We start from the raw sequence: 25,477 nt of genomic DNA on the forward strand, positions 1-25,477 counted from the left end.
AGGCGACCCTGTAAAAAGCCGGATGCAACTCCCAGGGGCCAGGTCACCGGAGAAGTTTTCGCCTGCCGGGACGCGTCCGCTGAGGTGGAGGCAGACAGGCGTTTCCGGGCGGGCTAAGGCGACATCGGCCGCACGAACGGCGTAGCCATCCATTCCAGAATTGTCGAAAGGGGGCAAGTCGATGGGCGCGGTCAGCCGGTCGAGTAGGACGCGCCGGTCGGCGGCGTTCAGCGCAACGGACTGGCGCTTGGGAGCAGGAATGGCCTCAAGAATTCGCACAACGGCTTCTTCTAATTTGAGCATGACGCAAGGTGGATTACCGCAAACAGCTTGCAACCGCAAATGAGGAAGTTGCCGCGAGTTGCCGCGAAGGAACGCAGAGAACGCAAAGAAAGGTTCAATGCAAAAGGAGAAAAAGCCGGGCTCTGCGTTATTTGGTTGTGAAGCTGATGCTCGAAATTTCAGCGGGCTGGCCGGATACGCTTTGGAAGTTACGATAGCTTCGGGAATTGATCCCTACCTGATAGTGGTGTCCCGACTCGAGTTTCACCGGCAGGGCGCAGGTGCGTTTGCCCCGCCACTGGACGCTCGCGCCTTGGGGCGACGGCGGGTACTCCGGGCCGCCGCCGGTCCATGAGCATCCTTCCCCCATGTCCTGGTCGAAGGTCACTGTGATTTCGGCAAGGCCAGGATCGACATCAGTGGCCCCGTCGGCTGGGATGGTGGCGACAACCTTGGGCGTCCCCGTTCCCGGGGCGCCCGAAGCGGCAGGCAGCCGGACCGTTTGCCGTTCGAAGGCATTGACGTATTGAGCGGTCTTGGCTTGGGTGTCCACCATGAAAAAGCGGCGCGGACCGCCTTTAGTATCCACGTCCACCGTCATGTCCTTTGGTTCCGGGATCATCACGTTAATGCCTGCATGATAGCTGGACCTCAATTTGCCCGCCGCTATGGCGCGCATTTGGGTAATGAGATTATTGGTGGCTGGCCCGAGCACCGTGTCTGGCGGAAATAATTGGTTGATTTGGCTCGGATGAAATCGAAGCCAGAGGTGCGCGATCTGCTCCGGCGAACCGACGCCCTGGCGCGTCAGGGCGCCGGGTTCGAGCGGGATGAGCATCGCGCAGACCGCGCCGTCGGCGCAGTGGCCGATACCGACGTTGGCCACGCCAGTTTCCACTTTCAACTGGCCGCCCACTTCAAGATGAAAGCGCGAGATTTGGTAGATATCGCCTGGAGTGAACTGCCAGGGGCGCGCCTGGTTTCCCTGCAGGATGCCGCCCGTCAGCGTGGTTGGATAGCGCTGGAGCAGGTCCGTGGCGTTTGCCGGCGCCGGCTTGGCCAGTCCGCCCGCGAGGCCCATGAGAGCGACTCCGAGCATGATTCGTGATGTCAGGTTTGTTTGAGTTTTCATTGGTTAGGTTGTTAGGTTTGGGTGGAGGTGGTTTTGGTCATTTCTCCTTTTCGCGCAGGATGCGGCGAAGTTCCTGAATGTCCTCTTTTGATAAATCAGCCCGCTTCACCAAGTGCATGAGGGCGGCGGAAGGGGCGCAGCCCAAAACACGGTCCCAAAACGACTCGCTCTCCTGGTGGACGCAGGCCTCCATCGAAACCAGCGGCCGATAAAGATAGCGCTTGCCGTCAAAATGCTGGGCCAGGGCCCTTTTATTGACGAGCCGCCTCAGCAAGGTGCGCACCGTCGCCAGGCTCCACTGTTTGCGCTCGTGCAATTCCTCGACAACTGCGCTCGCGGCAACAGGCGCCCGCTGCCACACGACGGCCATCACCTCCCACTCGGCATTGGAAATGCGGATTGGTCTTTTCATGCTATGTTACATACGTAACATAGACCTTTATGTTACGCCTGTAACAGACTGTCAAGAAGTTTCCACAGTTAACCCCTGAACATTTTTTGGCAAATGCTTAGCGGATTTTGCGCCAGGCGGCAAATCCTCGGCGGAAATACGGAAATACCTCTCCAGGGAGCTTTGAAGGTAATCCCCCGAGGGCTCTGTTCAGTCCTGTCCGTTGGAAGGCAAGCGGAGAGCGCTCTCGACGGGGTGGATTTCAACGAGTTCCTTAACCGGTTCGGCGGCCGATAGCTTGACCAGGCGCTCCCCGCTGGGACGGATCATGCGTTCGTAGCTGCCGATGGCGTCATTAAGAGCCGCATTTGCCGTCTGCAGACCTGACCTTATCGTTTTGAAGTGCTCCGAGAATTTGGCCACCCTGCGGTAAAGCTCCTGCGCCGCCTCGCCAATTTTTTGAGCGTTCTCGGTTTGGGCGTGCTGCTGCCAACTGACGCTGACGGAGCGCAGAAGGGCGATGAGAGAGGCGGGGGTGGCAAGCAGGATGCGTTTGGCGGCAGCCCAAACGATTAAGTCCCGGTCACCTTCAAGGGCCGCGCTGAAGAGCGACTCGGCCGGGAGGAAGAGCACCACGTGGTCCAGGGCGTTTGGGAATTGGGCGGGATAATCGCGCTCAGCCAAGGCCTTGATGGTCGCCTTGAGCCTGGCCGCGTGAGCCAGGAGGGATTCCGCCCGTTTGGCCGGGTCGGCCGACTCCAGCGCGCTCAGGAAATCCAGGTCAGGGACCTTTGCATCGACAATGATGACGCGGTCTCCCGGCAATTTCACCACCAAGTCCGGTTTGCTATCGCCCGCCATCGTTTGTTCATCGAAATCGCAGTGGGAACTCATTCCGGCCGCTTCGACCACCCTGCGCAAGGTTTCCTCTCCCCAGCGGCCACGCGCCTGATTTGATTTGAGCACAATGCGAAACTGTTGGGTCTCCTGGGCGAGAGTCAGGTTTTGATGGCCAAGAGTTTCCAATTGTTTTTTCAGCTCACCCAGAGCGGCGGCCTGCGCGGTTTCAGCCTGTTGCAGCCGCCGTTGATAAGTCTCCAACTGCTGCTTGAGCGGTTCCACTAATGTCTTGATGGCCTCTTGCCTTTGGGCAAGCTCGCCCTTGGCTGAGGCCTGCAATTTTTCGAAATTCTGTCCCGCCAATCGCAAGAATTCCGGGGCCTGCTGCCTGAGGGCTTCGGAGCTGAGGGCGGTAAAGGCCTGCCGCAAGTCTGTTAAAGCTCTCTCCTGCGCCTCCCTTGCCTGGCGCATGGCGTTGTCGTGTATCTCCCTTTGAGCTTTAAGCAGGTCTTCAGCCGCCCTCCTTTTGGCCTCTTCGGCTGCCCGGGCACTAATAGCTTCAGTGAGTCGCGAACGCGAAGCTGCCAGATCGGCTTCACGTTGCGCTAGTTGGTTTCGAAATTCGGTTTCGAGCCGGTTATCTGCAGCAGCAGGGTGGCGCAGCGCCCGGAACAACCACCCGATAACAAATCCGAGGCTGATTCCGGCTAAAATATAAGTAAGAGCGGACATGGAAGCATTAGAAAAATCGGCTGAACAGGGCTCTTTCATAGCCGGCTACCAGCAATCTCTTTCCCTTTCGGGTAAACCGGTGCCCTTCTTGTTTCAATCGCCGTCGGACTGCCTTGATACCGCCCGGATATTTCGGATTCAATTCGCCGCCGGCTTTCAACGTCCGCCAATAAGGTGTGATGCGTTTGGCGCCCTCAGATTCTGCTTCATTGGCGGCATGAGCGGCGATCCAGGAAAAGATGCCCGTAGTGATCGGGCAGGCAAAGCTTGCGCCATGCCGGACTGCCAAAGCGGCGCGCAGTTCGTTTATCGTGACTATCTTGCCCTTTGGCACCTGCTTCATCAAGGCATTCACTTCGGCAGGGGCCGGGATGACCATTGTGCCTACGCCCCAGCGCCTGCTCATTTTGCCAGTCACTTTACTGACTCTGGGGAGGCCCTTGGCGTCCGCCAGTTTCTCTTGCCAGGACTTCTTTGGCTTCATTGTCCTGCCCTTTCAAAAATGCGCGACGATCTCAATCTCCACATTGGCCCCTTTAGGCAGGGCAGCAACCTGAACGGTCGAGCGCGCCGGGTAATCCGCGGTGAAATGTTTCGAATAGACCTCGTTCATGCCGGCGAAGTCGGCCAGGTTGGTCAAAAAGACCGTGCTCTTCAACACGTTGGCGAACGTGAGGTTCTGGTCTTCGAGGATGGTTTTCACGTTTTGCAGGACCCGCTCGGTCTGGGCTTTGATGTCGCCCGTGACCAGGTTGCCTGTGGCCGGGTCAATGGGGATTTGGCCGGCGCAGAACAGGAGGTCCCCAAACCGGACCGCATGATTATAAGGGCCGACTGCCGGGGGTGATTTGGCTGGCTTGATGATTTTCTTTGGCATAAACGTCTGAGGCATCAATCTGTGGCGAGACCGGGGGTCAGGTCAACACCCCATTGTGAGGCGGAACCGTTTTTGAATAAGCTGGTTTCCGGTTTGCGGAACCCTGTCGATGTGAAAGAATTAAAGCAAACAAACCCAATAAAGAGGCTTTATGGCAAAGAGAATGGAAAGTTCTAGTTCGACCCCGACTCACGAGCAAATCGCCCAGCGGGCCCGTGAGATTTACGAGCAAAGCGGGAAAGTTCCCGGTCACGATGTGGAGAACTGGCTGGCAGCGGAGACCCAACTTGCAGCAGCGCAGAAATCGGCGGAGGAGCCGAGGCCCGCCGCCCGGGTGGCTATCCGCGCAAACGGTCCTCACGAATCCAATCCATCCCCCAAACCTTATGAACGACAAGAAGTCCCCAGAACGCGTTCGTCCAGTCAAACGCCAAAATAAGACGGAAACCGTCTGCGATAAAGGCGAGGCCAGCGTCGAGGAGTTCTCGCTGCACGAGAGCATCTACGGGGTGCGTTACCCCAAGCAGGTTGTCGTGTCGAGCTTGGCCAGCGCCCCGGTGCTGGGTTAGGAGTCCCAGCAGCGGTGCTGGAACAATTCGTTCGTGGAAGCTGTCGGCCCGCCCGGTTCATGTCGAATCGAGCGCGCAGGCGATGAATGCTAGTCAAAACCAAAAAGGGAGTTATGGCTGAAATCAGTACCTTAAAGCGCGCGGAAAGCGATAAAGAGCAAGGCAAAGCGCCATCGACCCAAGCGGGCGAATTCGTTCGTGAAGAGATGCACCATATCCGCGAAGGCAAACATGGCGCCGCATCAACCAAGCAAGCCATTGCTATCGGCCTTTCGAAGGCTCGCCGGGCTGGCGTAAAGTTGCCTCCGCCTCGCAAAGGCCGGGTCTCTGAAAAGACACGTCGGAGCGCGGCCAGCGCCTATCGCAAGGGCCAGAGGGGCCAAAAGCCCTCACCGAAGCGGTCCCGTGCCCGGTTGAAGGCGCTCAAACGCAAAGGGAGCAGCGCAGCGTCGCACGCCGCTCTTTCGCGCCAGGCCCGCAGCACCGCTTGGCGTCGCAGTGCTCGCAGCCGAAGCGCTATCGCCCGGCGCGCTGCCCGAACCCGCTCGCAGGAGCGCTGGCGTTCGTAAAGATGACGGCTCAGAGGGCCGACCCATCACACCGGACGTCGCTCTATTGGAGTGCGCATTGGCAACCCGGTCCAGCGGGCGGCCTAAAAGCGCCAGAGGACTGGCGCAGTCCACGACGCTTCGCGCGGACTGTGTTAAGTTCCACCTCCCACGTCCTCTGGCTTTGAATTCCGCGGACCGGCCACGCTCTCTGCGCTAAGTTCTCGCTTCTCTCCTATCGTGGTGGTTTCTCTTTGTGCCAGTTGGTGGCGGCTTGATAGGCATGCGCCACCCGGAGAATGGTTTCTTCGCCCAAAGGTGGGCCGAGGACCTGCAAACCAATCGGCAGTTTTGGCGATTGAGTAAAGCCGCAAGGCAGACTGATGCCACACAGGCCGGCCAGGTTGGCAGAGATCGTGTAAATATCCGTCAGATACATCTGCAAAGGGTCATCGACTTTCTCCCCAATCTTGAAGGCGGCTGTGGGAGAGGTGGGCGCGATGAGGGCATCCACCTTTTCGAATGCCTTGAGGAAATCGGTTCGGATTAAGGTGCGGACCTTTTGGGCGCGAAGGTAGTAAGCGTCATAATAGCCGGTGCTGAGCACGTAAGTGCCCAGGATAATCCGCCGCTTGACCTCAGCCCCGAACCCGGCCCCGCGCGTTTTTGCATAGAGTTGAAGCGGGTCGGCGCCCTCGACGCGCCGGCCATAGCGAACGCCATCGAAGCGGGCCAGGTTGGCGCTGGCTTCGGCGGTGGCGATGATGTAATAAGCGGCGATGGCGTATTCTGTGTGAGGCAGGGAGATTTCGACAAACTCGGCGCCCATGTTCTCGAGTTGCTTAATGGCGCCGGCAATGGCTTGTTTGACTGCCGGCTCCAGGCCGCCAATCATGTATTCCTTAGGCAACCCGAGCTTCAGGCCCTTAATGTCGCCGCTCAGCACGGCCCCGTAACGGGGCACGGGCCGAGGGACGCTGGTCGAATCCCGTTCGTCGCGTCCACTGATAACCTCGAGGAATGTGGCAGCGTCCTGAACTGTTTTTGTGAGGCAGCCGATTTGGTCGAGCGAAGAAGCAAATGCCACCAGGCCGTAGCGGGAAACCCGGCCATACGAGGGCTTGAGGCCCACGCAGCCGCACAACGCCGCTGGCTGCCGCACCGAACCGCCGGTGTCGGACCCAAGGGCCGCCACGCACTCATCGGCGGCCACCGCCGCCGCCGAACCGCCCGATGAGCCGCCGGGGATGCGCGAGGGGTCCCAGGGATTTCGCGTGATTTGAAATGCCGAGTTCTCCGTGGAACTGCCCATCGCAAACTCATCCATGTTCAACCGGCCAAAGACCACGGCGCCGGCCATCCTGAGCTTCTCGATGACGGTTGCATCGTAGGGAGCGACGAATTGCCCAAGAATTTTTGAGCCGCAATTGAGAGGTTGGCCTTTGACGGCAATGACGTCTTTGATGGCGATGGGCACCCCCAGGAGCGGGCGATTCGACTGGCTCTCACCTGCCGCCCTGGCTTGGTCCGCCCGCTCAGCCTGGGCCAGCATATCGGCGGGGTCGTAACTGATAAAGGCGCCGAGCTGGGCATCGGCGCGCTGAATCCGTTCCAAGCAGGCCTGCGCGACCTCGCGCGAGGAGGTTTCCCGGCGGGCCAATTGCTCGGCCACTTGGGCAATCGTCAGTTGATTGAGCATGACAGGCGCCGAAAGGTTGACTGCGGACACCGTGGAGTCAACCGCAGATATTGAAGAGTCCACAACCAAACCCCGTCGTAGGGGTGACCTTCCGAAAGCTGTCGCGTCTCTGTTGTTCGACGCCCTAAGCAGCAGCCGGAATTGAGCTACCAATTAGTTGCCAAGAGTGGCTGGGGCTGGTTTATTGGGACGATGCAATCCAATTTTCACCGGGGCTTTCTGGCATTAGTGCTTATTGCTTTATGGGGCGTGAACGCAACAGGGGCGCCACTGACGGAAGCGCAACAACAATGGCTGGCCAAGGGGCACCGCTTCCAGCGGCATGGCTGGATTTACCTGCACATCGAAGGGGAGGCAAAGGAACGGGGGTTCCAGCACGGCTACCTGCTGGCGCCGGAAATAACCGATGGCCTGCGCGCGACGCGGATGATTTGGGAATATCAAAGCGCGATGACCTGGCCCTGGCTGGTCGAGCATGCCAAAGAGATGTTTGAGCGGCGTATCGACCCGGAGGATTTGGCGGAGCTGGACGGCATCGCCGAGGGGATGACGATGGCGGGGAAGCCATGCACCCGCGAGGAGTTAATCACCTATAACGGGATTATCGAGCTCTCGGGCTACTGGTGGCCCACCGAGCTGAAGAAGATCAAGGATGCGCCTCCCCCCTCTGTGCGAGAATCGTGCAGTTCCTTTATCGCCACCGGCTCATTCACTCGCGACGGCAATATCGTGCTGGGGCATAACACGATGATGGATTACAACGATGTGTTTCCGAATGTGATCGCTGACATCGTCCCAACCCATGGAAAGCGCATTCTCTGGCAAACCGAACCGGGTTGGATTCACAGTGGAACGGATTTTTTCATCACCGGTGCCGGGCTGGCTGGTTCGGAGACAACGATCGGCGATTTCGAGGGGTTTGACACCAATGGCACTCCGGAGTTTGTGCGGATGCGCCGCGCGACTCAGGATGCCGGCTCAATCGACCAATGGTGCGATATTATGCGGCAGGGCAACAACGGCGGTTATGCCAATGCCTGGCTGCTCGGAGACATCCACTCCCGCGAAATTGCCCGGCTCGAATTGGGCTTGAAACAGGTCGGCTTTGAAAAGAAACGCGATGGCTATTTTGCGGGCTCGAACGTAGCCGAAGACCTCAAGCTCCTTCGCTTTGAAACCGGCACCAAGGAAACCGATATCCGGACCTCAGGCGTTGCCCGCCGGGTGCGTTGGAAACAATTGCTCAAGCAATATGCCGGGCGCATTGACGCGCCCCTGGCCAAGCAGTTCGAGGCGGACCATTACGATACGTACCTGGACAAAACACAGCCTGATGGGCGTACTTTGTGCGGGCATTTCGAACTCGAAGGCGAGCCGGCCGGTCCCTGGCCCGGGGTGCCGTTTGGTTGCGCCGGGACGGTGGATGCGAAGGTGGTGGATGCCACAATGGCCCAGCACATGAGTTTCGCCGCGCGCTGGGGCACGGCCTGCGGGCGGCCATTTGACGCTCATCAATACCTTACCGCTCACCCGCAATTTGATTGGATGAAGGACATCCTCAAAAGCCGGCCCTCAGAGCCTTGGACGGAGTTTCATTCGGGGGAATAGCGATTGGACCAGCCGGACGTTTCCAGGAAACCTTCTGCCCAGCTTCCGTCTCACGATGACGGCGGGCAAGCTCTTCGGCATATTCGGGGTCTTGCTCACGACGCAAACGAGCCAAGTAATGCTCAAGGAAGAGACGCTCTTCGGGTGTCGCCCGATCTACGATTCGCTTCAGCTCTGGAACACTCATAACCGAAGGTTATCTCCACTCCAGACCAACGCCAACCCGAAATACGCGCCTCAGAAAGCCCCGGGACGGATTGGCCCGCCGCTCGGCCCTTGCTCGAACAGGTTAAATTGCGCAAGATGGGTTCATGCACATTTCATCGCGCCCGAGTCTGGTCGCAACGCTTGCATTCATTCTTATGAGCCACTTGATCTCCTCGAATGCCTTGGCTGAAACCACCTCCGCCCAGAGCATTACCAAAGCCTCTTTTGGCGCAACCAGCGCCGGGCAGGCCGTGGATTTGTTTACTCTGCGCAATGAACGCGGGATCACCGCAAAAGTAATCACTTACGGCGCGATTATCTATTCCATGGAAACACCGGACAGCGCCGGCCACCTCACCAACATCACTGCCAATTGCCAGTCGGTTGCCGATTATGAGAATCGGAGTCCCTGCTTCGGGGCCTTGCTTGGGCGCTACGCAAATCGCATCGCCAAAGGCCGCTTCACCCTCGACGGCCAGACCTACTCGCTCCCGCTCAACGGCGGACCCAACCATATCCATGGCGGCCCCAGGGGATTCGACAAACAGGTGTGGGAGGCCGAACCGCTCAAAGGCCCGGGGTTCGTTGCGGTGAAATTAACCCACACCAGTAAAGATGGTGAAAACGGCTACCCCGGCACCCTGCGCTGCACGGTGGTTTACAAATTGAATAATCAAAACGAGTGGAGAATGGAGTACAGCGCAACGACCGATAAGCCTACACCGGTAAATCTCTCCAACCACGCCTATTGGAATCTTGGCGGAGCAGAATCGGGCACGGTGCTGGACCAGGTTCTGACGGTGAATGCCGACCGCTACCTGATTGCGGATGAAACGCTGATTCCGACAGGCCAGATGGCCCCTGTGGCAGGCACGCCCCTGGATTTCCGCTCCCCTCATCCCATTGGAGAACGCATCAACCAAATCAAAGAGAAACAGTTCAATGGCGGTTATGACCATTGTTTCGTGGTGAAGCACCAAACACCCGGCGACCTCGCCTTTTGCGCGAAACTCCAAGACCCCAACTCGGGCCGCGCCATGGAGGTCTTTACCACCCAGCCTGGAGTTCAAATGTACACCGCCAATTTCCCCAGCGGCGCCTTCAAAGGACCCGGTGGCTATTCTTATCCCAGTCACCTGGGAGTCGCCCTCGAGTGCCAGCATTTCCCCGACTCGCCGAACAAGCCCCAGTTCCCTTCCACCATTCTCAGGCCGGGTGAGACTTACCACGCCCTGACGGTGCTCAAATTTGGGTTCTGAGCCGAAAGGCCAATCGCCGGCCTTCATGGGGATATGAATGCCTACAGTCAATGGCCACAGATTCTTGACTGGCAATCCTTGTTCCGGATGGACATCCGATAAAGATTTGTGACTGGCAATCCATGTCCCGGGGGGACATCCGGAGAATAGCCCAACGTTTCAAGGGTTAAACAGACTGACTCTTTTTCTCGAAATTTCCGTGCAACTTATCCAGCTTTCAGCGACATTCAGCGCATAATTGCGTGACTTTTTGTAATGGGTGTTACAGGTGTACAGATTTCTGTTGGCACGGTGGTCCTTTCGGGCCACCGCGCTCGCCGACGCGCCTTGGTCTCTCCCTTACCCTGGTGCCCGACCTGGTCGAACAATGGTTGTCGCCGAGGTTGCCCAATGTGATCGACTGCAGCCGCATGACACGGGAGGACCGCCCAGCTTTGCCTTTTGAGCTCCTCGGCGAGGGGATCATCAACGCGCTGGTTCACCGCGACTACGATCTGACCGGCGCCATCTGCCATCTTGTGGTGACGCCCGACACGGTCACGGTGAAAAGCCCGGGCGCCCCGCTAGCTCCAGTCACCCTCGAACAACTGCAGTCCTTCACCGCCCCGATGCACAATCGGAACCCGGAGCTCCAGTTTGCCTTCGGTGGAACAAAATTGGTGGAGGGACGCGGCTTTGGCATGAGGACCGCAATGGCGCTGCGCAACGCAATAAATTGGGTAATTCTCCGTGAGCCAAGGCCCAGGCGACCCTCGCTTGGCGGGTTGCCGGGCGTGTATTCTTTTGACAGCAGAATCCCTCGAATTTAGCCTGTCTGGCGACGGTTTGCCAGAGTAGCTCAGGGGTAGAGCAGAGGACTCATAAGCCTTTGGTCGGGGGTTCAAATCCCTCCTCTGGCACCATTCGAGGTTATCCCTTAGATGTCAGCACGCGTCCCCACACGCTTTCGGCGCCCCCAGCGCTGAACGAAGGCATTCGAGTTGCACGAGCTGGCAGTTTCCCGCCGGCTGTTGCAGCTCCATCTGCAACCCCTTACGCCGAGATCAGCCACGCGCGCGCCTGGTCAATCGCCGTTCGATCAAAGTAACGAACCGTGGCGGCCGTGAATGGTTTGCAGAACACAGCCATTGCATGCTGCCACTTGGTTTAACTTGGTTTCCCCAACCATGGCCACGCGCTCAATGTCGCTGAAATGCTTGGCATGAAATTTGGTGTCCTGCCACAACACGTCCGCGGTCCAGCCGTGGAAATCAAGCATCTCGATCGAGACGCGAATCTTGCCGTGCTCTTTGAGCGTCAAGCGCCCCTTCGATAAATCTTAACCAACTTATGCGGACGGACGCCAAGATGATAAGCAACGATCATCAGCCGATTGCGCAAAGTCGTTTGGATGACTCCGAGGCGCAGCCATCGGCGAGCCGAAGTGCGCGCCCGCTCCTTAACGGTCAAAATTCGGCCTTGGCCACGCAAGCGTCGGACGAACTCGTAGTCTTCCATTATCGGCAAATCAGCGAACCCGCCCTCTTCTTCGAAAACATCACGGCGTAGAAAGAGGGCCTGGTCGCCATAGGGCATCTGACGCCAACGCGAGCGCCAATTGGCGGCCCACTCCAGGATGCGCTTCCCGCGAAAGTCTCCTGCGACACCAAAACCAAAGGCTCCCGCCACCACTCCGGGGCGTTGTAATGTCTCGATAACAACTCGGCTCCAGCCTTGAGGAAGAATGGTGTCCGCATGCAGGAACAAAAGCAGGGTGCCAGCCGCCTTCGCCGCCCCTGCGTTCATCTGCCGGGCGCGGCCCGGTTTGCCGGAAATCACGCAGGCGCCAAAACCGGCTGCCAGCTTGCAGGTATTATCCGTGCTGCCGCCGTCTGCGACGACGATTTCGAGCGGAAGGCCCCGTTGAACCGATTCTAAAATATCAATTATGTGGTCCTGTTCGTTTAGAGCAGGAATGATTACGGAGAGCTGGCGAGCGCCCAATGATTCGGCTTCGTTCAACCGGCGCCACACCTCCAAGTCCTCAGGGCGATCGATATCATCCAGTTGCGCTAACAAGCCCGGGGTGACGCCGTTTGCCTTGAGAATCTGCACAGACTCAGCCAGAACACGATTGCTGCCCCAGGGAATCCCGCGAAACAGTTCCGGGATTTCGCGAACCAGCCCAACCAGATAATAGCCCCCATCTGTTGCCGGGCCGAACACGACCGGGTGTTGGGCAAGCGTTTCGAACGCGGTTGCCAGGATTTGCGGAGTCAACCCGGGACAATCGGTCCCGATAATGATGGTGGCACGCGAGCCTTCGCGGAAGCTGTCCTCGAAGGCGCCGGCCATGCGCTTGCCGAGGTCCCCCTCCACTTGCGGGCGGCAGCGAAAATCATCTCCGAGCCAATGATGCATCGCCGCTTCGTTGGCCCCATCGAAACGGGCCTCCAATTGCGCATGGCACGCCCGGCAAGCCGCCTCAGCGATGCGCAGGGTGCGCAGGACCAATCGCCGATGCAGCCTGACCGCGCCCTGCGGCCCGAGTGCCGGAATGAGCCGAGTCTTCACCCGGCCTGGCTCAGGGAATCGGGCAAAAAGAATTATCCGTCGAACGCCATTCGCCACAATTGTGAAAGAATACCGCTATTGGCGTTGCCAGGCGAGCCAGTGTCCCATCACGTACTGGCCCAGCTTCACACGGGTCAAACCAAAGGCGTAGTTCAGCAATGTAAACGGAAAAACCGATGAGAGCCGTGTGAGGAAGACAATCTTCCAGCCCTCGTCGGCGACGGCTTTGTCTATGGCAGCGAATTTCTCATTCCCCTCGATTTTTCTGGCGATGGTCTCCCGAGCGAAGTAGCGGCCAATCAGGAAAGCGCACGTGGCCCCCAAGGCCAGGCAGGGCAAATTATCACGCGCTCCGTTGCAGCGCCCCAGTGCAACTGCTGCCGCAGCCGGCGGCGCATGCCAGACAATGCTCTCCCGTGCGCACCGCCCACCCCTCCAAAAGCTCGGGCGTCACGTCCCACAAGTAGAGGGGCTTGCCATTGCGCACCTGCATCCCGAGCATCTGATTAAAATCGCAGTCGTACACCTCGCCCATCCAACCCACGCTCAAGGTCGTGCGGCACATGAGGCCATCAAGATTGGCGGGGTTGAAACTGCTCGCCAAAAGCGACATGTATTCTTCGGCTTTGCCCTGCCGCCGCAAGTCCTCGGCGAATCGCGCAATGGGTTGGTTGGTGATGGTAAACAGGCGGTTGAAGACGATCCCAAAATCGCGTCCGAGGATTTCTTTGTAGTCCGACTCCAGCTCAGCTTGAGGCCCAGGCAACAGGGGGCCAATTGGGTTATAGACCAGGTTCAAGGGCAGCCGGGTCCCATAGCCAATCGCGTTTAATTTCCTCAAGGCGGAGATACTTTTCTCGAAGACCCCCTGCCCGCGCTGCTTCGCCACATTCTCGGCGGTGTAGCACGGCAGCGAGGCGATTATTTCGACCTCATGGCCGGCCAAATACTCCGGCAGGTCCGCATAGGCCGGTTCCTCGATGATGGTTAAATTGCAGCGGTCAATCACGTGAGCATCCGCAGCCCGCCCGGTCTCGACGAAGCAGCGGAAGAATTCGCTCAATTCCGGCGCGCCTCCAGTGATGTCCACAATCGGGGGATGATGCTGCTCAATCCACTCCCCGATACGATGCGCCACGGTGCGGTTGACCATCTCGGTGCGCCAGGGGCCGGCATCCACATGGCAATGGCGGCAGGCCTGGTTGCACTTGCGCCCGACGTTGATCTGGAGCGTTTGCAGGCGCCCCCGACGAAGGGCAAATCCATGCTCCATCAGCTTTTTGTCAAAACGATGCATACCCACGCAAATGAGAGCCAAAAGGGACCCGGTTATTCCAAAGCGCCCGAGCCTCGAAACCAATCTATAGCTCCAAGCGGTGATTAGGGCTAGTCGTGATTGGGGCGATAGTTTTGTAGCGCGTCCTCGATTGCCATCAATGTGCCCGCTCGGTTCAGCCAGGCCTCCGCTACTGTTGTTTCACGCTCCAGCGCCAGCAGGACGGGCTTGGCCCGGGTGCCATAGCCGATTTGCGGAGCGGCGGGGCATACCAACGAAACTTGATAGATGCTGACGCGATCAGGCGGAAGGACTTTCTTGTTTTCCGCGCGCGCATTCCCGGCACAGAACAGGCCGGCAATGGCGAGAACCGTTAATTGGAATCTCATCCGTTTTCTTTTTGACGTGGGGTCATGGGCATCAGATGTCCATTCCGGTTCCATTCATGGCGCTCAAATATACCATGTTTTCACTGGCTGGGGCAAAAAGCAAGACTTACCCGCCTGCTGGCGAAGCAGAAAACATAATGGATAGAATTCAAAACATTGAAATAGAACAGTGCCCGCGCTATGATGGGGCATGTCCAAATGCTTGCGGGCCCTCCTGTTGGCGTGGGTATGCGCCGGCCTGTCCGGCGCGCTGGCCGCCAACCCCGCCTTTACCATCGCGGTTATCCCCAAGGGCACCACCCATGAGTTCTGGAAATCCATCAATGCCGGCGCCATTAAGGCCCAACAAGAGCTGAGGGCCGCCGGGACCTCTGTCGAGATTCTCTGGAAGGGGCCCTTGCGCGAAGATGATCGCGACCAGCAGATTCAAGTTGTCGAGGATTTCATGGCCCGGCGCGTCAGCGCTATTGTGCTGGCGCCGCTGGATTCGCAGGCCCTGGTGCGGCCAGTTCACAACGCGCTCGAGGCGCGGGTGCCGGTCGTGGTGATCGACTCGGCCCTTCATTCCAAGGATTACGTCAGCTTCGTGGCGACAGATAATTATAAGGGCGGTCAATTGGCGGGAGAGGAGATGGGCAAACTGCTCGAGGGCAAGGGCAATGTCATCCTGTTGCGATACCAAGTCGGCTCTGCCAGCACGGAGGCGCGGGAAGCAGGTTTCCTCGAGGTTCTAAAATCAAAATATCCGTCGATTAAGCTCATTTCTTCGGAACAACATGCAGGAGCCACTCGCGAATTGGCTTACCAGGCCTCTCAGAACCTGCTCAATCGCTTTGGCCACGAGGTCAACGGCGTTTTTTGCCCTTGTGAAGCCCCCACCATTGCGATGACCAAGGCCTTGCGTGACCTTGGCCTGGCCGGGGGGAAAGTGAAAATGATCGGATTTGACGCCGGCTCACAATCTGTAGTGGACATGAAGAACGGGGATATTCAGGCGGTGGTGGTGCAGAATCCGATGTTGATCGGCTACTTGGGAGTGGAAACCGCCATTAAATACTTGCAGGGCCAGAAGGTGCAAAAGCGCATCGATACTGGGGTCGTCCTGGTGACGCCAGAAAACATGAATGAGCCTGAAATCAAGGAACTGCTCTATCCACCCATCGACCGCTATTTGAAATGAGTTTCCCGGTTCAAAACACCAAATGGCCATTTTGGAAGTGGCGCGGCTTGGGCCCGCTGACGGACCAGCAAAACGAAACCGCCTCCCGCCCGCCATCGAGGGCGATGACCTGGCGGCGCCTGCTCAATGTCGCAGGCCCTTTCCTGGGCCTTTTGCTGGTTGTCGGATTATTCTCTTTAAGCCCGAGTGTGCGTCCATTTTTCCTGACCGGGGCCAATTTCAAAATCATCCTGACCCAAACCGTTATCGTAGCGGTAGGCACGTTGGGCATGACGATCATCATTGTCAGCGGTGGAATCGACTTGAGCGTGGGCTCGGTTGTGGCCCTGGCCAGCGTGGTGGGGGCGGTTGTTTTGCTCAAGGGCCACTCGGTCTGGCTGGCGGCCACCCTGAGCATCGCCGTGGGTGTGGCGGTCGGCTTGCTCAATGGGTTGGTTATCGGAGGGCTGCGAATGATGCCTTTTATTGTGACCCTCGGCATGATGGGGGTTGCGAGGGGCACGGCCAAATGGCTGGCCGATAACCAAACGGTCAGCGCCCCCGATTCGGTCATCAACAACATCATGGACTTAAAGGACCCTACCCGGCTGTTTCCGGTGCCCATCGGGGTTTGGATAACCATCGGGCTGGCCGTGCTGATGAGCATCGTGATGCGCAAGACCGTCTTTGGCCGGTATCTCTTCGCGCTGGGTTCCAACGAAAACGCCGCTCGGCTGTGCGGCATCCGCGTCCAGCTACAAAAGGTTTTCATCTACAGTGTAGCGGGAATTTTCTTCGGCTTGGCGGGGCTGTTACAGCTTTCGAGGCTTACTCAAGGCGACCCGACGGTGGCTATCGGGTTGGAACTGGACATCATTGCAGCGGTGGTCATCGGCGGGGCGAGCCTCAGCGGCGGCAGCGGCAGCATCCTGGGCTCCATGATCGGCGCCCTGACGATGGCGGTGCTGCGCAATGGCTCCAACCAGATGGGCTGGCCCACCTACATGCAGGAAATCATCATCGGCGCTGTCATCATTCTGGCGGTGGGGGTGGACCAACTTCGCCTGCGCGCCAGAGGTTGATATTGCCAAGATCGCTTGCTAAGAAGCCCTGAGACCGTATGCTTTAAATATGCCATGAAGGGCTCGCGGAACGAATGGACCGGCTGGAAACTGTGCTGACCAGTTTCATTTCTGAGGTTCACCAGGACATCGCCGAAATGCGGCAGTGGCGTATGCAATCGCAGAAGCAATGGGGCGAAATTGCGCAAAAGACGGGGTCCTTCGTCGAGGATATCGTGGCCCCAAACATTCCGCGGCTGGGACAGGAGGTTCATTTTTATCTTCTCCGGCGCAGCCAAAAGCAATTTTCTATCAAATCTCAATCGAAGCTTTCTCCCCCTTGCCAAACCGGGTCAGGCAGGTTAAATACTAATGGCAACCATAATTAATCCTTTATCGGCTATGAATGATTCCAATCGCCCGCTGGGCACGCTCGAAGAGTGGGAGGATTTCCTGAAAGTGCGCTACCCGGAGGCTGAACCGGCAGCCAAACCTTTTCAGACGGTTAATCCCGAAAAAAAGAAAGAGCAGTTCCGCAACTACGAAGCGAATGCCCGCCCTTCGGTGCGGGAGTTTTACCGGCTCAACCATCGCTACCAGACGCATGGGTTTGTTCAGGGCAAACGCAATGAGTATCTGTCTTTAAGCCGCAAGCAGATGAGCACGTGGGAGGCGCTGGAATTCCTGAACACCCTGGTCGATGATAGCGACCCCGACACGGACCTGTCGCAGTTGGACCATCTGCTGCAGACGGCGGAACAAATCCGCAGAGACGGCCACCCGCGCTGGTTCATTTTAGCGGGGCTTATTCATGACCTGGGCAAAATCCTCTGCCTGTTTGGGGAGCCGCAATGGGCCGTCGTAGGCGATACCTTCCCGGTCGGCTGCGCCTGGTCGGACAAGATCGTCTTTCACGAGTTTTTCAGCGATAACCCGGACCGGGAGAATCCGCAGTTTCAGAGCCGGTTGGGCAATTATGAGGAGCATTGCGGGCTGGACAAAGTGAGGATGTCATGGGGTCACGACGAGTATCTATATAGTGTGGTGAAGGACTACCTGCCGACCGAGGCCCTCTACATGATCCGGTATCATTCCTTTTACCCGGCTCATCGCGACGGGGAATATGATTACCTGATGAATGACCAGGACCGGGAGATGTTTCGCTGGGTCCGGGCCTTCAATCCCTACGACCTATATACCAAGAATCAGCAAAAGCCGAACCTGAACGAGTTGCGGCCCTTCTACGATGAGCTGATAAAGGAGTACCTGCCTCCTACGCTGAAATGGTAGCGGGCTACTCCACCTGGAGCGCCTGTTCCAAAACCTGGGGCAGGTGGTTAAGAATGGCCGTTTCGCTGACCATCAGGGTGACCCCAGCCTGTTGCGCTGCGCTTTGAAGCGTGGCGACCTGCCCCGCCGCGAACGCTATGACCGGCAAATGCCCTGTTGCCGGGTTGGCCTTGAGCCGGGTAATCGCCTCGCAAACGTTATTGGTGGCTGGTTCGAGATCGGCCAGGACCACCATGGGTTTGGCTTGCTGGGCGACCTCGACCAGGAGGGCAGGGTCCGAAAGGGTTTGAACACGATACTTTAAGTCTTGCAGGCGGTTGACAAGCTGGCTGCCCGGCAATAATCTCTCATACAGAACGAGCGCTAGCGGTTGTGTCATGCTCCCGAAGGGTGGAGCAGGCTGCATTAAATTGCAAAATGTTTCCCGCGTTGCGTTCCGCCTTACCGCGCCGGTCGTGTGGGGATGTGCCCTAATCGAAAGGCGAAAGGTTTAGGGCTTGACTGGTTTTGTCTATAGACCTAATCTAGTAGAGAACGGTAAAGATTGCTGGATTGTCCAGCGCGCCAAAGTCGGAAGAGTTCAATCTGCCGACTTTTTTGTTCCCCTGGAAGGGGGACCGTTCATTGAAAAGACGTATGAACGCCGATTTTTTAGCAGTGTTGGAGTTTTGGGAACGAGAGAAAGGAATCAACCGGGAAATCCTGGTTGGGGCCGTCGAGGAGGCGTTGTTGTCGGCTGCAAAGAAGGCGGTTGGGCCGGCCAGGGAATTGCGTGTGGTCATCGACCAGAAAACCGGCGATATCAGGGCTTTTGCCAAACTCATTGTTTCGGAAAAGGTCATTTCCAAGCACGATCAGATTTCCGTCTTCGACGGGCGCCGCATTAAACCCGATGCCCAGGTGGGGGAAGAACTGGAAGTGGAGGTGACTCCCGTCGGTTTTGGACGGATTGCGGCTCAATATGCCAAGCAGGCGCTGATGATGCAGATTCGGCGGGCGGAAAAGGCGCTGATTTTTACAGAATTCAAAGATCGGGTCGGGGATATCATCAGCGGGACGGTGCGTCGTTTCGAGCGCTCGGATGTGCTGGTGGACCTTGGGAAGTACGAGGCGCTGTTGCCCAATCGCGAACGGGTCCCGAGCGAGGAGTACCAGGTTGGGGAGCGCATCCGGTGTTATGTCAAAGCAGTCGAGCAGGGTCCCCATGGCCCCGAGATTATTCTCTCCCGCTCAGACCCGCGTTTTGTTTTGAAGCTGTTCCAGCTCGAAGTCTCTGAAATCAACGATGGGACCATTGAAATCAAAGGAATCGCGCGCGAGCCCGGGTTTCGGACAAAGCTGGCGGTGTGGACGCGCGATGAGAAGGTCGATCCGGTGGGCGCCTGCGTTGGACTGCGCGGCCAGCGCGTGAAAAACATCGTGCGCGAGTTGAATAACGAGAAGGTGGACATCATCCGCTGGGACCCCAACGTGCGGATGTTTATTACAAATGCCCTGGCGCCCGCCAAGTTGAAGTCGTTCGAGATCGACGAAACCAACAAAAGGGTTAAGATTATTGTCAGCGAGGATCAGCTTTCTTTGGCGATTGGGAAACGGGGTCAGAATGCGCGGTTAACCTCGAAGCTGACGGGCTGGCAAGTGGATATTGTAGCGGAAGTGGTGGTGACCAAAGGTTTTGAAGAAAAGGTGGCCGAGGCGGTGGAGCTGCTGGCCTCCATTCCCGGCATCTCTCGTGAGCAGGCCGATGTGTTGGTCCATCACGGCTTGACCCGTTTGGAAGATTTATTGCAGGCCGACGTGAGCGATTTGGCTGGAATAGCGCAGGTAGGCGAGCAGGCAGCGTCCATTTTGGAAGCGGCTCGCGCGGAAGCGGCCCGCCGCACCATAAAGGTCGGCGAAGCGCCGGTTTCCGGCTGAGTATGACAAAAAAGAAAGTTTCGGTGTTTTGGCAACCAAGCCTATGAAGGCTGTACGGCAAAGCCCGCCCGAAGAGTTAGAGATTTATGCCCGTTCGTATTTACGACATTTCAAAAAAACTCGGCTTGGAGAACAAAGAAGTTCTTGCCAAAGCCAAAGAATTGGGCATTGCCGCCGCGCGAGTCGCCTCGAGTTCGCTGGATAAGATCACCGCCGAATACCTCGAACAGCAGTTAATTCTGCTGCATCCTCAACCGTCCTCTCCGGCTGCTCCGCCCGTTGCCGCTCAGGCGGTCCCTCTTGCAAACGAGCCCATCACAATCGTTAACCCGCCGCCTGCAGAGGCCTTAGCCCAGGAACCTGAGACGATTGTCACTACGGCTACCAGCACCGCCGTCCTCGAGCCCGAAAACGCCCCGGCTGAAGCTTCCCAGATGGTGGAAGAAGCGCCGGCTATGGCTCCCGAAGCCATTGCTCCGGCCCATGAGCCCCAGGTCGAGGAGGCCCCGCCACCACCCCCGCCTCCCGCTCCCGCTCCAGCCCCGCCTGCCGCTCCGCTCCCGCCACCCCGGCCTAAAGTTGGCGATAAGGTGGGCTTCATCAATTTGCCCAGCAAGCCGGTATTGAAATCGAGCGAAAAACCCAGCGCCGTTAAGCTGCCGCAGCGCCCTGCCGAGCACAGGCGCCCGGAGATTCACAAACGCGGCGACATCCGGACGGTCCGTGGCGCGCCCGCTCCCTCCGGCCCTGCGGTTCCGACTGCGAAGTTTCCTTCCCAACCCAAGCAGGCCGGAAGGCCCGAGGCGGCGAAATTGCCGCCTGAGGCGCCGGTAATCACGATAAAACCGCCCATTGTAGTGCGAGAGTTGGCCGAGCAGCTCAAACAAAAGCCCTTCAAAATTATTGCGGACCTGATGCAATTAGGCGTGTTTGCCACGGTGAACCAGTACATCGAAGAGCCGGTTGCCCAAAAGGTTTGCGCCAATTACGGCTACCGGTTCGAGGTCGAGAAACGCGAGCGCGGCAGCGGGCTAGTGCATGCTCCGATCAAAAAGGTGGAGCTGGATGTCGAAGATAAACCCGAAGAACTGGTTGCGCGCGCGCCGGTGGTCACCATCATGGGGCATGTCGATCATGGGAAAACGACGCTGCTGGATGTGATTCGCAAGTCCAATGTGGCTGCCGGCGAGGCTGGCGGTATCACCCAGCATATCGGCGCCTACACGATCTCCTTCCCACATCCCGAGCGGAAAAACGAATTGGCGCAGATTACGTTCCTGGATACTCCCGGCCATGCCGCTTTCAGTTCGATGCGGGCACGGGGCGCCAATGTGACTGATATCGTGGTTTTGGTGGTAGCGGCCAATGACGGCGTCATGCCCCAAACCATCGAGGCGCTTAACCACGCCAAGGCTGCCAAGGTCCCAATTCTGGTTGCGGTCAATAAAATGGACCATCCCAACGCTGACGCGCTGAAGGTTCGCAAGCAACTGCAGGATAAGGACCTGGTCCCCGATGATTGGGGTGGCGACACCATCTTTGTCGATGTCTCTGCCCTGACAAAACAGGGAGTGGATAAACTGATTGAAATGTTGTTGCTGCAGGCCGACCTGCTCGAGCTCAAGGCCAACCCCAACCGCCGCGCCAAGGGCAATGTCATCGAGTCCGGCTTGGAGCCCGGCGGTCCGACCGCCACCGTGCTGGTGCGCAAAGGCACTCTGCGTGTTGGGGATGTGATCATCTGCGGCCAGTACTATGGGCGAGTGCGCGCTCTGATTAATGAGGAAGCCAAGCGGCTCAAGGAGGCGGCCCCCTCGGTGGCTGTGCGAGTGCTGGGCTTGAATGGAGTGCCCGAGGCGGGATTGGAGTTCAGCGTCGTTGAGGATGAGAAAGCCGCCCGCGATCTGGCTGAGCAACGGGCGCTCGAAGCCAAGGCGCTGGGACAGGAACAACCCAGGGCGAAAGTCACCCTCGAAAACCTCTTCGCTCAGCTTGAATCGACTACCTCCAAGGCCCTCAGGGTCGTTGTTAAAGCCGATACCCAGGGCTCGGTTGAAGCGATCGTCGAGGCGCTGAGGAAAATTGAATCCGACAAGGTAGCTCTCGAGATCATTCACAGCGCCGTGGGCACTATTACCGAATCAGATGTTGCCTTGGCCTCTGCCTCGCGAGCCGTGATTCTGGGGTTCCATACCCGGGTCGATAGCGGAGTGGCCGACAAGGCCAAGCACGAAGGCGTGCAGATTAAGCTCTATGCCATCATCTATGAACTGATTGACCAGGTCAAAGAAGGCATGGCGGGATTGCTCGAACCACTCCTCAAGGATGTCACGGCGGGTGTCGCCGAGGTCCGGAAAATCTTTGAGCTCTCAAAAGGCGCCCCGGTGGCCGGATGCATGGTCGTGAGCGGGCGGATTGTCAAAGGCAAAGCGCGCATTCGCCGGCGCAAGGAGATTATCTACGAGGGCCTGACCCAATCGCTTCGCCGGTTCCAGGACGAGGTCAATGAAGTGCGCGCCGGGATGGAGTGCGGCATCCGCATCGAGGGTTTCAGCGAGTTCCAGGTTGGAGACAATATCGAATGTTATACGGTTGAGAAGGTGGCGCAAAAGCTATGAACCGCGCGGCAAAACTGAGGCATTTCATTTTGAAGAGGCTCAACGATCGATCCTCACAGGGCGTTATGCGTTGGTTTCTCATTTAAGGTTCGATGAATTTATGCCTTCTCTACGGCTCCAACGAGTGCGCGAGTTGCTCAAACGCGAGATCGGCGAAGTCATTCGGCGGGAGTTTCCCGTCAGCGAAGCCGGTCTGGTTAGCGTCAACGATGTGGATGTGGCTGGGGATTTGCACTCAGCGCTTGTCTTTATCAGCATTCTGGGGACTGCGGAGCAGCAAAAACGCGGCCTGGACCTGCTCAGCCGGCACCGCAAACGCATTCAGGGTTTGGTCGCCCGTGCGGTTGTGCTCAAATACACCCCCACCCTTAAGTTCTTGATCGATGATTCCGTCGCCCGCGGCAACCGCGTTTTACAGATCATCGAGGAGCTCGAAAAATCCAATCCGAGCACAACCGAATAGCTGTGCAGACGGCATCGCATCGGCCTTTCCGCTGGCGTCACGGCCAATCACTCCGGTTCGGCCAAAACCGCGATGAGGAAATGATAAAGGCACTGGTCATCAAAGATGGCACCGGATGAAACCTCACCCCAAAATAATTGGCCGCATCATTGAAGTCATCGAGAACAGCAGCAACCTCTGTGTTGTGGGCCATATTCGGCCCGACGGCGATTGCGTGGGGTCGCAACTGGGCCTGACGCTTGCGCTGGAGAATGCAGGCAAGAACGTCTGCTGTTGGAATGAAGACTGTATTCCGCAAAAGTACAAGTTCCTGGACCCGGACCACACCATTCAAAAACCCAAGCGCGGCTTGAAGTTTGATTGCGTGGTGGCGACCGATGCGGCTAGTTTCGACCGGTTGGGCAAGGTGGGGTCGTTCATAGGGGCCCGGCGGACCCTGATCAACATCGATCACCATGAAAGCAATACGCGATATGGTGATCTGAATTGGGTTTCAGGCCGTGAACCTTCCACCGGCGAACTCATCTTCCATTTGCTTAAGATTGCCAAGTGGCCGATCACCAAAACCATTGCCGATTGCCTCTTTGCCGCTGTCTCAACCGACACCGGCTCGTTCCAGTACGCCACGACACGGCCTGGCACTTTTCATACGGCGGCGGAATTGGTCCGGCGCGGGGCCGACCTGGCGCGCATCTGCGATGAAGTGTACCAGTCTTATCCCCTGTCGCGTGTGCGGTTGCTCAAGCACGTCTATAATCATTTCCGCCTCACGCATCAGAACCAAATCGGTTATTTCTGGCTCAAGAAAGCCGACTTCGCCCGTTCCGGCGCCCAGAGCTGTGATTCCGAAGGCCTCATCGATCATGTCCGTGCTATCGAACCAGTGGTAGTCGCGTGCGTCTTCGAGGAGATCGAGCCCGAATTGACGCGCATCAGCCTGCGCTCGAAAAGCCAAAAAATTAACGTCAATGAAATCGCTGCCCAGTTCGGCGGGGGTGGGCACATGGCCGCCGCCGGCGCGCGCATAGCCGGCAAACCGCTCTCGGTCCAGCGCAAGGTCATCGCCGCGATCAAAAAGGCCCTCGATTCGGCCGAGCTTTAACAGAAGCGGTATTAACAAAAGCAAACGAAGGAACGAAGGCCGCCCCTTCTCCGCCCACGTTCGCTTCTTTGTTTCCTTCGTTTGCTTCTGTTAACGCCCCTTCTGTTAACGCCCCACTTGCCTAAACAGGCCAATTGGGCATTAGTAGTTCGGGAGCTTTGACACCATGAAGAATGCCAGGCGCTGCGATAGACGTTGCATTGTGTTTCTGGCTTTGTTCGTTCTGATCTCACTCCCAGCCTTCGCGCTCTCACCGTTGCAGGCCTGGCGTCTGGCCTATTTTGGCACAATAGAAAACGCAAAAAGCGCGGCGGACACAGCCGACCCGGACCACGACGGCATACCGAATCTGCTCGAATACGCTTTGGATTTGAACCCTTTGGCCCCGTCCGGCAGCGCCATGACAGCCGATATTAAAACCGGCCACTTGCGCCTGACTATTCCCCGGAACCCAAAGGCGTGGGATGTGGCCTTTGCGGTGGAAGTCACCAGCGATCCGGCCAATGCGTTTAGTTGGACAACCAACGGCACGACAATCGAGCAAAACACTCCGGCCTTGTTGCAGGTGCATGACAACGCTCCGGCGCCCGGCCCCGCCCCGCGCTTTATGCGATTAAGAATCACGGACCTGGGTATTACCGCGCCCTCATCGCCCATCAGCATCCGCGCAGAGAGTGGAGACCAGTTTGCAAAGGTAACGTGGCAGTCGCCCGCCACCAATGGCGGCATTCCCATCACCAGCTATAAAATCGTTTCCAGTCCGGGTCATTTTGAAACGAACCTCCCGGCCAGCACGGGCCTGACTTCCGTCAGTTTTACCCGCATTCCCAATTGTGTGAGCTACACCTTCAGCGTGACAGCCAGCAACGCCGCGGGTCCCAGCCTGGCCTCTGCTGAATCAAACCTTGTGACCCCTCAAGCGCCGCCCGACGCACCCCAAAAACCGTTGTTGTCATTCCCGAAGGACTTTGGGGCACGGCTGGTTGTCTTGTGGAACAAGCCGGCCAACCATGGCTGCGCCATCGATCAATACCGCATCGATGTCTATAAAGGCAGCCGCTTCATGAAATCGTTGTTTGCCACGGGCACTGCGGCGCTCGTGACGAATCTGCCCAGTTGCAATTATCCGGAAGGCAATTGCGGACAGGATTACACCTTCTATGTTTTTGCGCACACAGCGGCCGGCTGGAGCAACCCCTCAGAAGCCGCTTCAGCCGTACCCAAGGTTTCATACCTCGCAGACAACCTGCGCGCCATTTTCCGAAAGAGCTACGACTCAGGCGCCTGCAACTCCTGCCATGGCTATGGGGCCATGCCTGATTTAGCTGACCGCAACGGCAGCCCGCCCACGGATTATCTCAGCGCTCTGGCCGAAGGCGCGCGCCTGTACCAAGCCCCCGCGGGACAAATCCAAGGAGTCCATTCCAAAGTGCGCCTGCTGACGCCCAGCTCGAAAGAGTATCAAGCCCTGCAGCAATGGTTCACGGATGGCAACCGGGAGTGAT

The 25,477-nt window shown here is 57.9% G+C and carries 25 protein-coding genes, 1 tRNA gene and 1 pseudogene; 14 read left to right on the plus strand and 13 right to left on the minus strand.

What is annotated here, in order from left to right; translation table 11 throughout:
* The 6 genes from VG146_18320 to VG146_18345 form a co-directional block, all read right to left on the minus strand.
* The coding region (locus VG146_18320) for a molybdopterin molybdenumtransferase MoeA (GenBank protein ID HEV2394310.1) at window positions 1–303 on the minus strand (303 nt) is incomplete at its 3' end.
* Window positions 304–430: 127 nt separating this feature from the next.
* Window positions 431–1,414: an Ig-like domain-containing protein gene (locus VG146_18325; GenBank protein ID HEV2394311.1), complete on the minus strand. Its 984-nt coding sequence runs from the start codon at window positions 1,412–1,414 to the stop codon at window positions 431–433.
* 37 nt (window positions 1,415–1,451) lie between these two features.
* Complete coding sequence (locus VG146_18330; protein HEV2394312.1) at window positions 1,452–1,826, minus strand: BlaI/MecI/CopY family transcriptional regulator; 375 nt, start codon at window positions 1,824–1,826, stop codon at window positions 1,452–1,454.
* A gap of 189 nt (window positions 1,827–2,015) precedes the next feature.
* Window positions 2,016–3,377 (minus strand): DNA recombination protein RmuC, encoded by a 1,362-nt coding sequence (locus VG146_18335; GenBank protein ID HEV2394313.1) that lies wholly within the window; start codon window positions 3,375–3,377, stop codon window positions 2,016–2,018.
* 7 nt (window positions 3,378–3,384) lie between these two features.
* The gene (locus VG146_18340; GenBank protein ID HEV2394314.1) at window positions 3,385–3,861 is read right to left on the minus strand and encodes a hypothetical protein; all 477 of its coding nucleotides are present in this window, start codon (window positions 3,859–3,861) and stop codon (window positions 3,385–3,387) included.
* 12 nt (window positions 3,862–3,873) lie between these two features.
* Window positions 3,874–4,254, minus strand: coding sequence for a RidA family protein (locus VG146_18345; GenBank protein ID HEV2394315.1), 381 nt, complete (start codon window positions 4,252–4,254; stop codon window positions 3,874–3,876).
* A 386-nt stretch (window positions 4,255–4,640) separates the two neighbouring features.
* Here VG146_18345 and VG146_18350 point away from each other — a divergent pair, with 386 nt between their 5' ends.
* The gene (locus VG146_18350) at window positions 4,641–4,823 is read left to right on the plus strand and encodes a hypothetical protein (protein ID HEV2394316.1); all 183 of its coding nucleotides are present in this window, start codon (window positions 4,641–4,643) and stop codon (window positions 4,821–4,823) included.
* 113 nt (window positions 4,824–4,936) lie between these two features.
* Window positions 4,937–5,392, plus strand: coding sequence for a DUF6496 domain-containing protein (locus VG146_18355; GenBank protein HEV2394317.1), 456 nt, complete (start codon window positions 4,937–4,939; stop codon window positions 5,390–5,392).
* A gap of 214 nt (window positions 5,393–5,606) precedes the next feature.
* Here VG146_18355 and gatA read toward each other — a convergent pair whose 3' ends face one another.
* On the minus strand, window positions 5,607–7,070 hold the full coding sequence (gene gatA, locus VG146_18360) for an Asp-tRNA(Asn)/Glu-tRNA(Gln) amidotransferase subunit GatA (protein HEV2394318.1): 1,464 nt from the start codon (window positions 7,068–7,070) through the stop codon (window positions 5,607–5,609).
* 141 nt (window positions 7,071–7,211) lie between these two features.
* Here gatA and VG146_18365 point away from each other — a divergent pair, with 141 nt between their 5' ends.
* The 4 genes from VG146_18365 to VG146_18380 all read left to right on the plus strand — a co-directional run bounded on the left by VG146_18365 (window position 7,212) and on the right by VG146_18380 (window position 11,046).
* Window positions 7,212–8,678 carry a C45 family autoproteolytic acyltransferase/hydrolase gene (locus VG146_18365; protein HEV2394319.1) on the plus strand — a complete coding sequence of 489 codons (1,467 nt, stop codon included), beginning with the start codon at window positions 7,212–7,214 and terminating at the stop codon, window positions 8,676–8,678.
* Window positions 8,679–9,040: 362 nt separating this feature from the next.
* Window positions 9,041–10,144, plus strand: a complete 1,104-nt coding sequence (locus VG146_18370) for an aldose epimerase family protein (GenBank protein ID HEV2394320.1) — start codon at window positions 9,041–9,043, stop codon at window positions 10,142–10,144.
* Between the two features lie 410 nt (window positions 10,145–10,554).
* Entirely contained in the window at window positions 10,555–10,953 is a 399-nt protein-coding gene (locus tag VG146_18375; GenBank protein ID HEV2394321.1) for an ATP-binding protein, read from the plus strand.
* Window positions 10,954–10,971: 18 nt separating this feature from the next.
* Window positions 10,972–11,046, plus strand: a tRNA-Met gene (locus VG146_18380).
* 176 nt (window positions 11,047–11,222) lie between these two features.
* Here VG146_18380 and VG146_18385 read toward each other — a convergent pair.
* From VG146_18385 to VG146_18405, 5 genes and pseudogenes are all read right to left on the minus strand, one after another.
* A complete protein-coding gene (locus VG146_18385) occupies window positions 11,223–11,444 on the minus strand; it encodes an STAS/SEC14 domain-containing protein (protein ID HEV2394322.1) in 222 nt (73 codons plus the stop codon).
* Window positions 11,441–12,754, minus strand: a complete 1,314-nt coding sequence (locus tag VG146_18390; GenBank protein ID HEV2394323.1) for a TIGR04283 family arsenosugar biosynthesis glycosyltransferase — start codon at window positions 12,752–12,754, stop codon at window positions 11,441–11,443. Before VG146_18390 ends, VG146_18385 begins: the two co-directional genes overlap by 4 nt.
* A 45-nt stretch (window positions 12,755–12,799) precedes the next feature.
* Window positions 12,800–13,027 (minus strand): annotated as a pseudogene (locus VG146_18395) (VTT domain-containing protein).
* 13 nt (window positions 13,028–13,040) lie between these two features.
* Window positions 13,041–13,994 (minus strand): arsenosugar biosynthesis radical SAM (seleno)protein ArsS, encoded by a 954-nt coding sequence (gene arsS / locus VG146_18400; GenBank protein HEV2394324.1) that lies wholly within the window; start codon window positions 13,992–13,994, stop codon window positions 13,041–13,043.
* An 89-nt stretch (window positions 13,995–14,083) separates the two neighbouring features.
* Window positions 14,084–14,362, minus strand: coding sequence for a hypothetical protein (locus VG146_18405; GenBank protein ID HEV2394325.1), 279 nt, complete (start codon window positions 14,360–14,362; stop codon window positions 14,084–14,086).
* A gap of 190 nt (window positions 14,363–14,552) precedes the next feature.
* On the opposite strand from VG146_18405, the gene VG146_18410 reads away from it, so the two are divergent.
* From VG146_18410 to VG146_18420, 3 genes are all read left to right on the plus strand, one after another.
* Window positions 14,553–15,542, plus strand: a complete 990-nt coding sequence (locus tag VG146_18410; GenBank protein HEV2394326.1) for a substrate-binding domain-containing protein — start codon at window positions 14,553–14,555, stop codon at window positions 15,540–15,542.
* A complete protein-coding gene (locus tag VG146_18415) occupies window positions 15,539–16,603 on the plus strand; it encodes an ABC transporter permease (protein ID HEV2394327.1) in 1,065 nt (354 codons plus the stop codon). The genes VG146_18410 and VG146_18415 overlap by 4 nt, the downstream gene beginning before the upstream one ends.
* A gap of 381 nt (window positions 16,604–16,984) precedes the next feature.
* On the plus strand, window positions 16,985–17,872 hold the full coding sequence (locus tag VG146_18420) for an inositol oxygenase family protein (GenBank protein HEV2394328.1): 888 nt from the start codon (window positions 16,985–16,987) through the stop codon (window positions 17,870–17,872).
* 4 nt (window positions 17,873–17,876) lie between these two features.
* Here the strand turns inward: VG146_18420 and VG146_18425 are convergent, their stop codons facing one another.
* Entirely contained in the window at window positions 17,877–18,251 is a 375-nt protein-coding gene (locus VG146_18425) for a hypothetical protein (GenBank protein HEV2394329.1), read from the minus strand.
* 257 nt (window positions 18,252–18,508) lie between these two features.
* Between VG146_18425 and nusA the strand changes: the two genes are divergently transcribed.
* The 5 genes from nusA to VG146_18450 all read left to right on the plus strand — a co-directional run bounded on the left by nusA (window position 18,509) and on the right by VG146_18450 (window position 25,476).
* The gene (gene nusA, locus VG146_18430) at window positions 18,509–19,789 is read left to right on the plus strand and encodes a transcription termination factor NusA (GenBank protein ID HEV2394330.1); all 1,281 of its coding nucleotides are present in this window, start codon (window positions 18,509–18,511) and stop codon (window positions 19,787–19,789) included.
* An 86-nt stretch (window positions 19,790–19,875) separates the two neighbouring features.
* Complete coding sequence (infB, locus tag VG146_18435; protein HEV2394331.1) at window positions 19,876–22,407, plus strand: translation initiation factor IF-2; 2,532 nt, start codon at window positions 19,876–19,878, stop codon at window positions 22,405–22,407.
* Between the two features lie 100 nt (window positions 22,408–22,507).
* The gene (rbfA, locus tag VG146_18440) at window positions 22,508–22,870 is read left to right on the plus strand and encodes a 30S ribosome-binding factor RbfA (protein HEV2394332.1); all 363 of its coding nucleotides are present in this window, start codon (window positions 22,508–22,510) and stop codon (window positions 22,868–22,870) included.
* Window positions 22,871–22,985: 115 nt separating this feature from the next.
* Window positions 22,986–23,972: a DHH family phosphoesterase gene (locus tag VG146_18445; GenBank protein HEV2394333.1), complete on the plus strand. Its 987-nt coding sequence runs from the start codon at window positions 22,986–22,988 to the stop codon at window positions 23,970–23,972.
* A gap of 166 nt (window positions 23,973–24,138) precedes the next feature.
* Window positions 24,139–25,476 carry a fibronectin type III domain-containing protein gene (locus tag VG146_18450; GenBank protein ID HEV2394334.1) on the plus strand — a complete coding sequence of 446 codons (1,338 nt, stop codon included), beginning with the start codon at window positions 24,139–24,141 and terminating at the stop codon, window positions 25,474–25,476.
* The last annotated feature ends 1 nt before the right edge of the window (window position 25,477 follow it).

The sequence above is a fragment of the Verrucomicrobiia bacterium genome (genome assembly GCA_035946615.1).
GTDB lineage: Bacteria > Verrucomicrobiota > Verrucomicrobiia > Limisphaerales > UBA8199 > DASYZB01.

What these genes read in the sequence shown, in the direction of transcription:
- VG146_18325 (HEV2394311.1), bottom strand. Translation starts at nt 1,414, where the DNA reads ATGAAAACTCAAACAAACCTGACATCACGAATCATGCTCGGAGTCGCT.
- VG146_18330 (HEV2394312.1), bottom strand. Translation starts at nt 1,826, where the DNA reads ATGAAAAGACCAATCCGCATTTCCAATGCCGAGTGGGAGGTGATGGCC.
- VG146_18335 (HEV2394313.1), bottom strand. Translation starts at nt 3,377, where the DNA reads ATGTCCGCTCTTACTTATATTTTAGCCGGAATCAGCCTCGGATTTGTT.
- VG146_18340 (HEV2394314.1), bottom strand. Translation starts at nt 3,861, where the DNA reads ATGAAGCCAAAGAAGTCCTGGCAAGAGAAACTGGCGGACGCCAAGGGC.
- VG146_18345 (HEV2394315.1), bottom strand. Translation starts at nt 4,254, where the DNA reads ATGCCAAAGAAAATCATCAAGCCAGCCAAATCACCCCCGGCAGTCGGC.
- VG146_18350 (HEV2394316.1), top strand. Translation starts at nt 4,641, where the DNA reads ATGAACGACAAGAAGTCCCCAGAACGCGTTCGTCCAGTCAAACGCCAA.
- VG146_18355 (HEV2394317.1), top strand. Translation starts at nt 4,937, where the DNA reads ATGGCTGAAATCAGTACCTTAAAGCGCGCGGAAAGCGATAAAGAGCAA.
- gatA (HEV2394318.1), bottom strand. Translation starts at nt 7,070, where the DNA reads ATGCTCAATCAACTGACGATTGCCCAAGTGGCCGAGCAATTGGCCCGC.
- VG146_18370 (HEV2394320.1), top strand. Translation starts at nt 9,041, where the DNA reads ATGAGCCACTTGATCTCCTCGAATGCCTTGGCTGAAACCACCTCCGCC.
- VG146_18375 (HEV2394321.1), top strand. Translation starts at nt 10,555, where the DNA reads ATGACACGGGAGGACCGCCCAGCTTTGCCTTTTGAGCTCCTCGGCGAG.
- arsS (HEV2394324.1), bottom strand. Translation starts at nt 13,994, where the DNA reads ATGCATCGTTTTGACAAAAAGCTGATGGAGCATGGATTTGCCCTTCGT.
- VG146_18405 (HEV2394325.1), bottom strand. Translation starts at nt 14,362, where the DNA reads ATGAGATTCCAATTAACGGTTCTCGCCATTGCCGGCCTGTTCTGTGCC.
- VG146_18410 (HEV2394326.1), top strand. Translation starts at nt 14,553, where the DNA reads ATGTCCAAATGCTTGCGGGCCCTCCTGTTGGCGTGGGTATGCGCCGGC.
- VG146_18415 (HEV2394327.1), top strand. Translation starts at nt 15,539, where the DNA reads ATGAGTTTCCCGGTTCAAAACACCAAATGGCCATTTTGGAAGTGGCGC.
- VG146_18420 (HEV2394328.1), top strand. Translation starts at nt 16,985, where the DNA reads ATGAATGATTCCAATCGCCCGCTGGGCACGCTCGAAGAGTGGGAGGAT.
- VG146_18425 (HEV2394329.1), bottom strand. Translation starts at nt 18,251, where the DNA reads ATGACACAACCGCTAGCGCTCGTTCTGTATGAGAGATTATTGCCGGGC.
- nusA (HEV2394330.1), top strand. Translation starts at nt 18,509, where the DNA reads ATGAACGCCGATTTTTTAGCAGTGTTGGAGTTTTGGGAACGAGAGAAA.
- infB (HEV2394331.1), top strand. Translation starts at nt 19,876, where the DNA reads ATGCCCGTTCGTATTTACGACATTTCAAAAAAACTCGGCTTGGAGAAC.
- rbfA (HEV2394332.1), top strand. Translation starts at nt 22,508, where the DNA reads ATGCCTTCTCTACGGCTCCAACGAGTGCGCGAGTTGCTCAAACGCGAG.
- VG146_18445 (HEV2394333.1), top strand. Translation starts at nt 22,986, where the DNA reads ATGAAACCTCACCCCAAAATAATTGGCCGCATCATTGAAGTCATCGAG.
- VG146_18450 (HEV2394334.1), top strand. Translation starts at nt 24,139, where the DNA reads ATGAAGAATGCCAGGCGCTGCGATAGACGTTGCATTGTGTTTCTGGCT.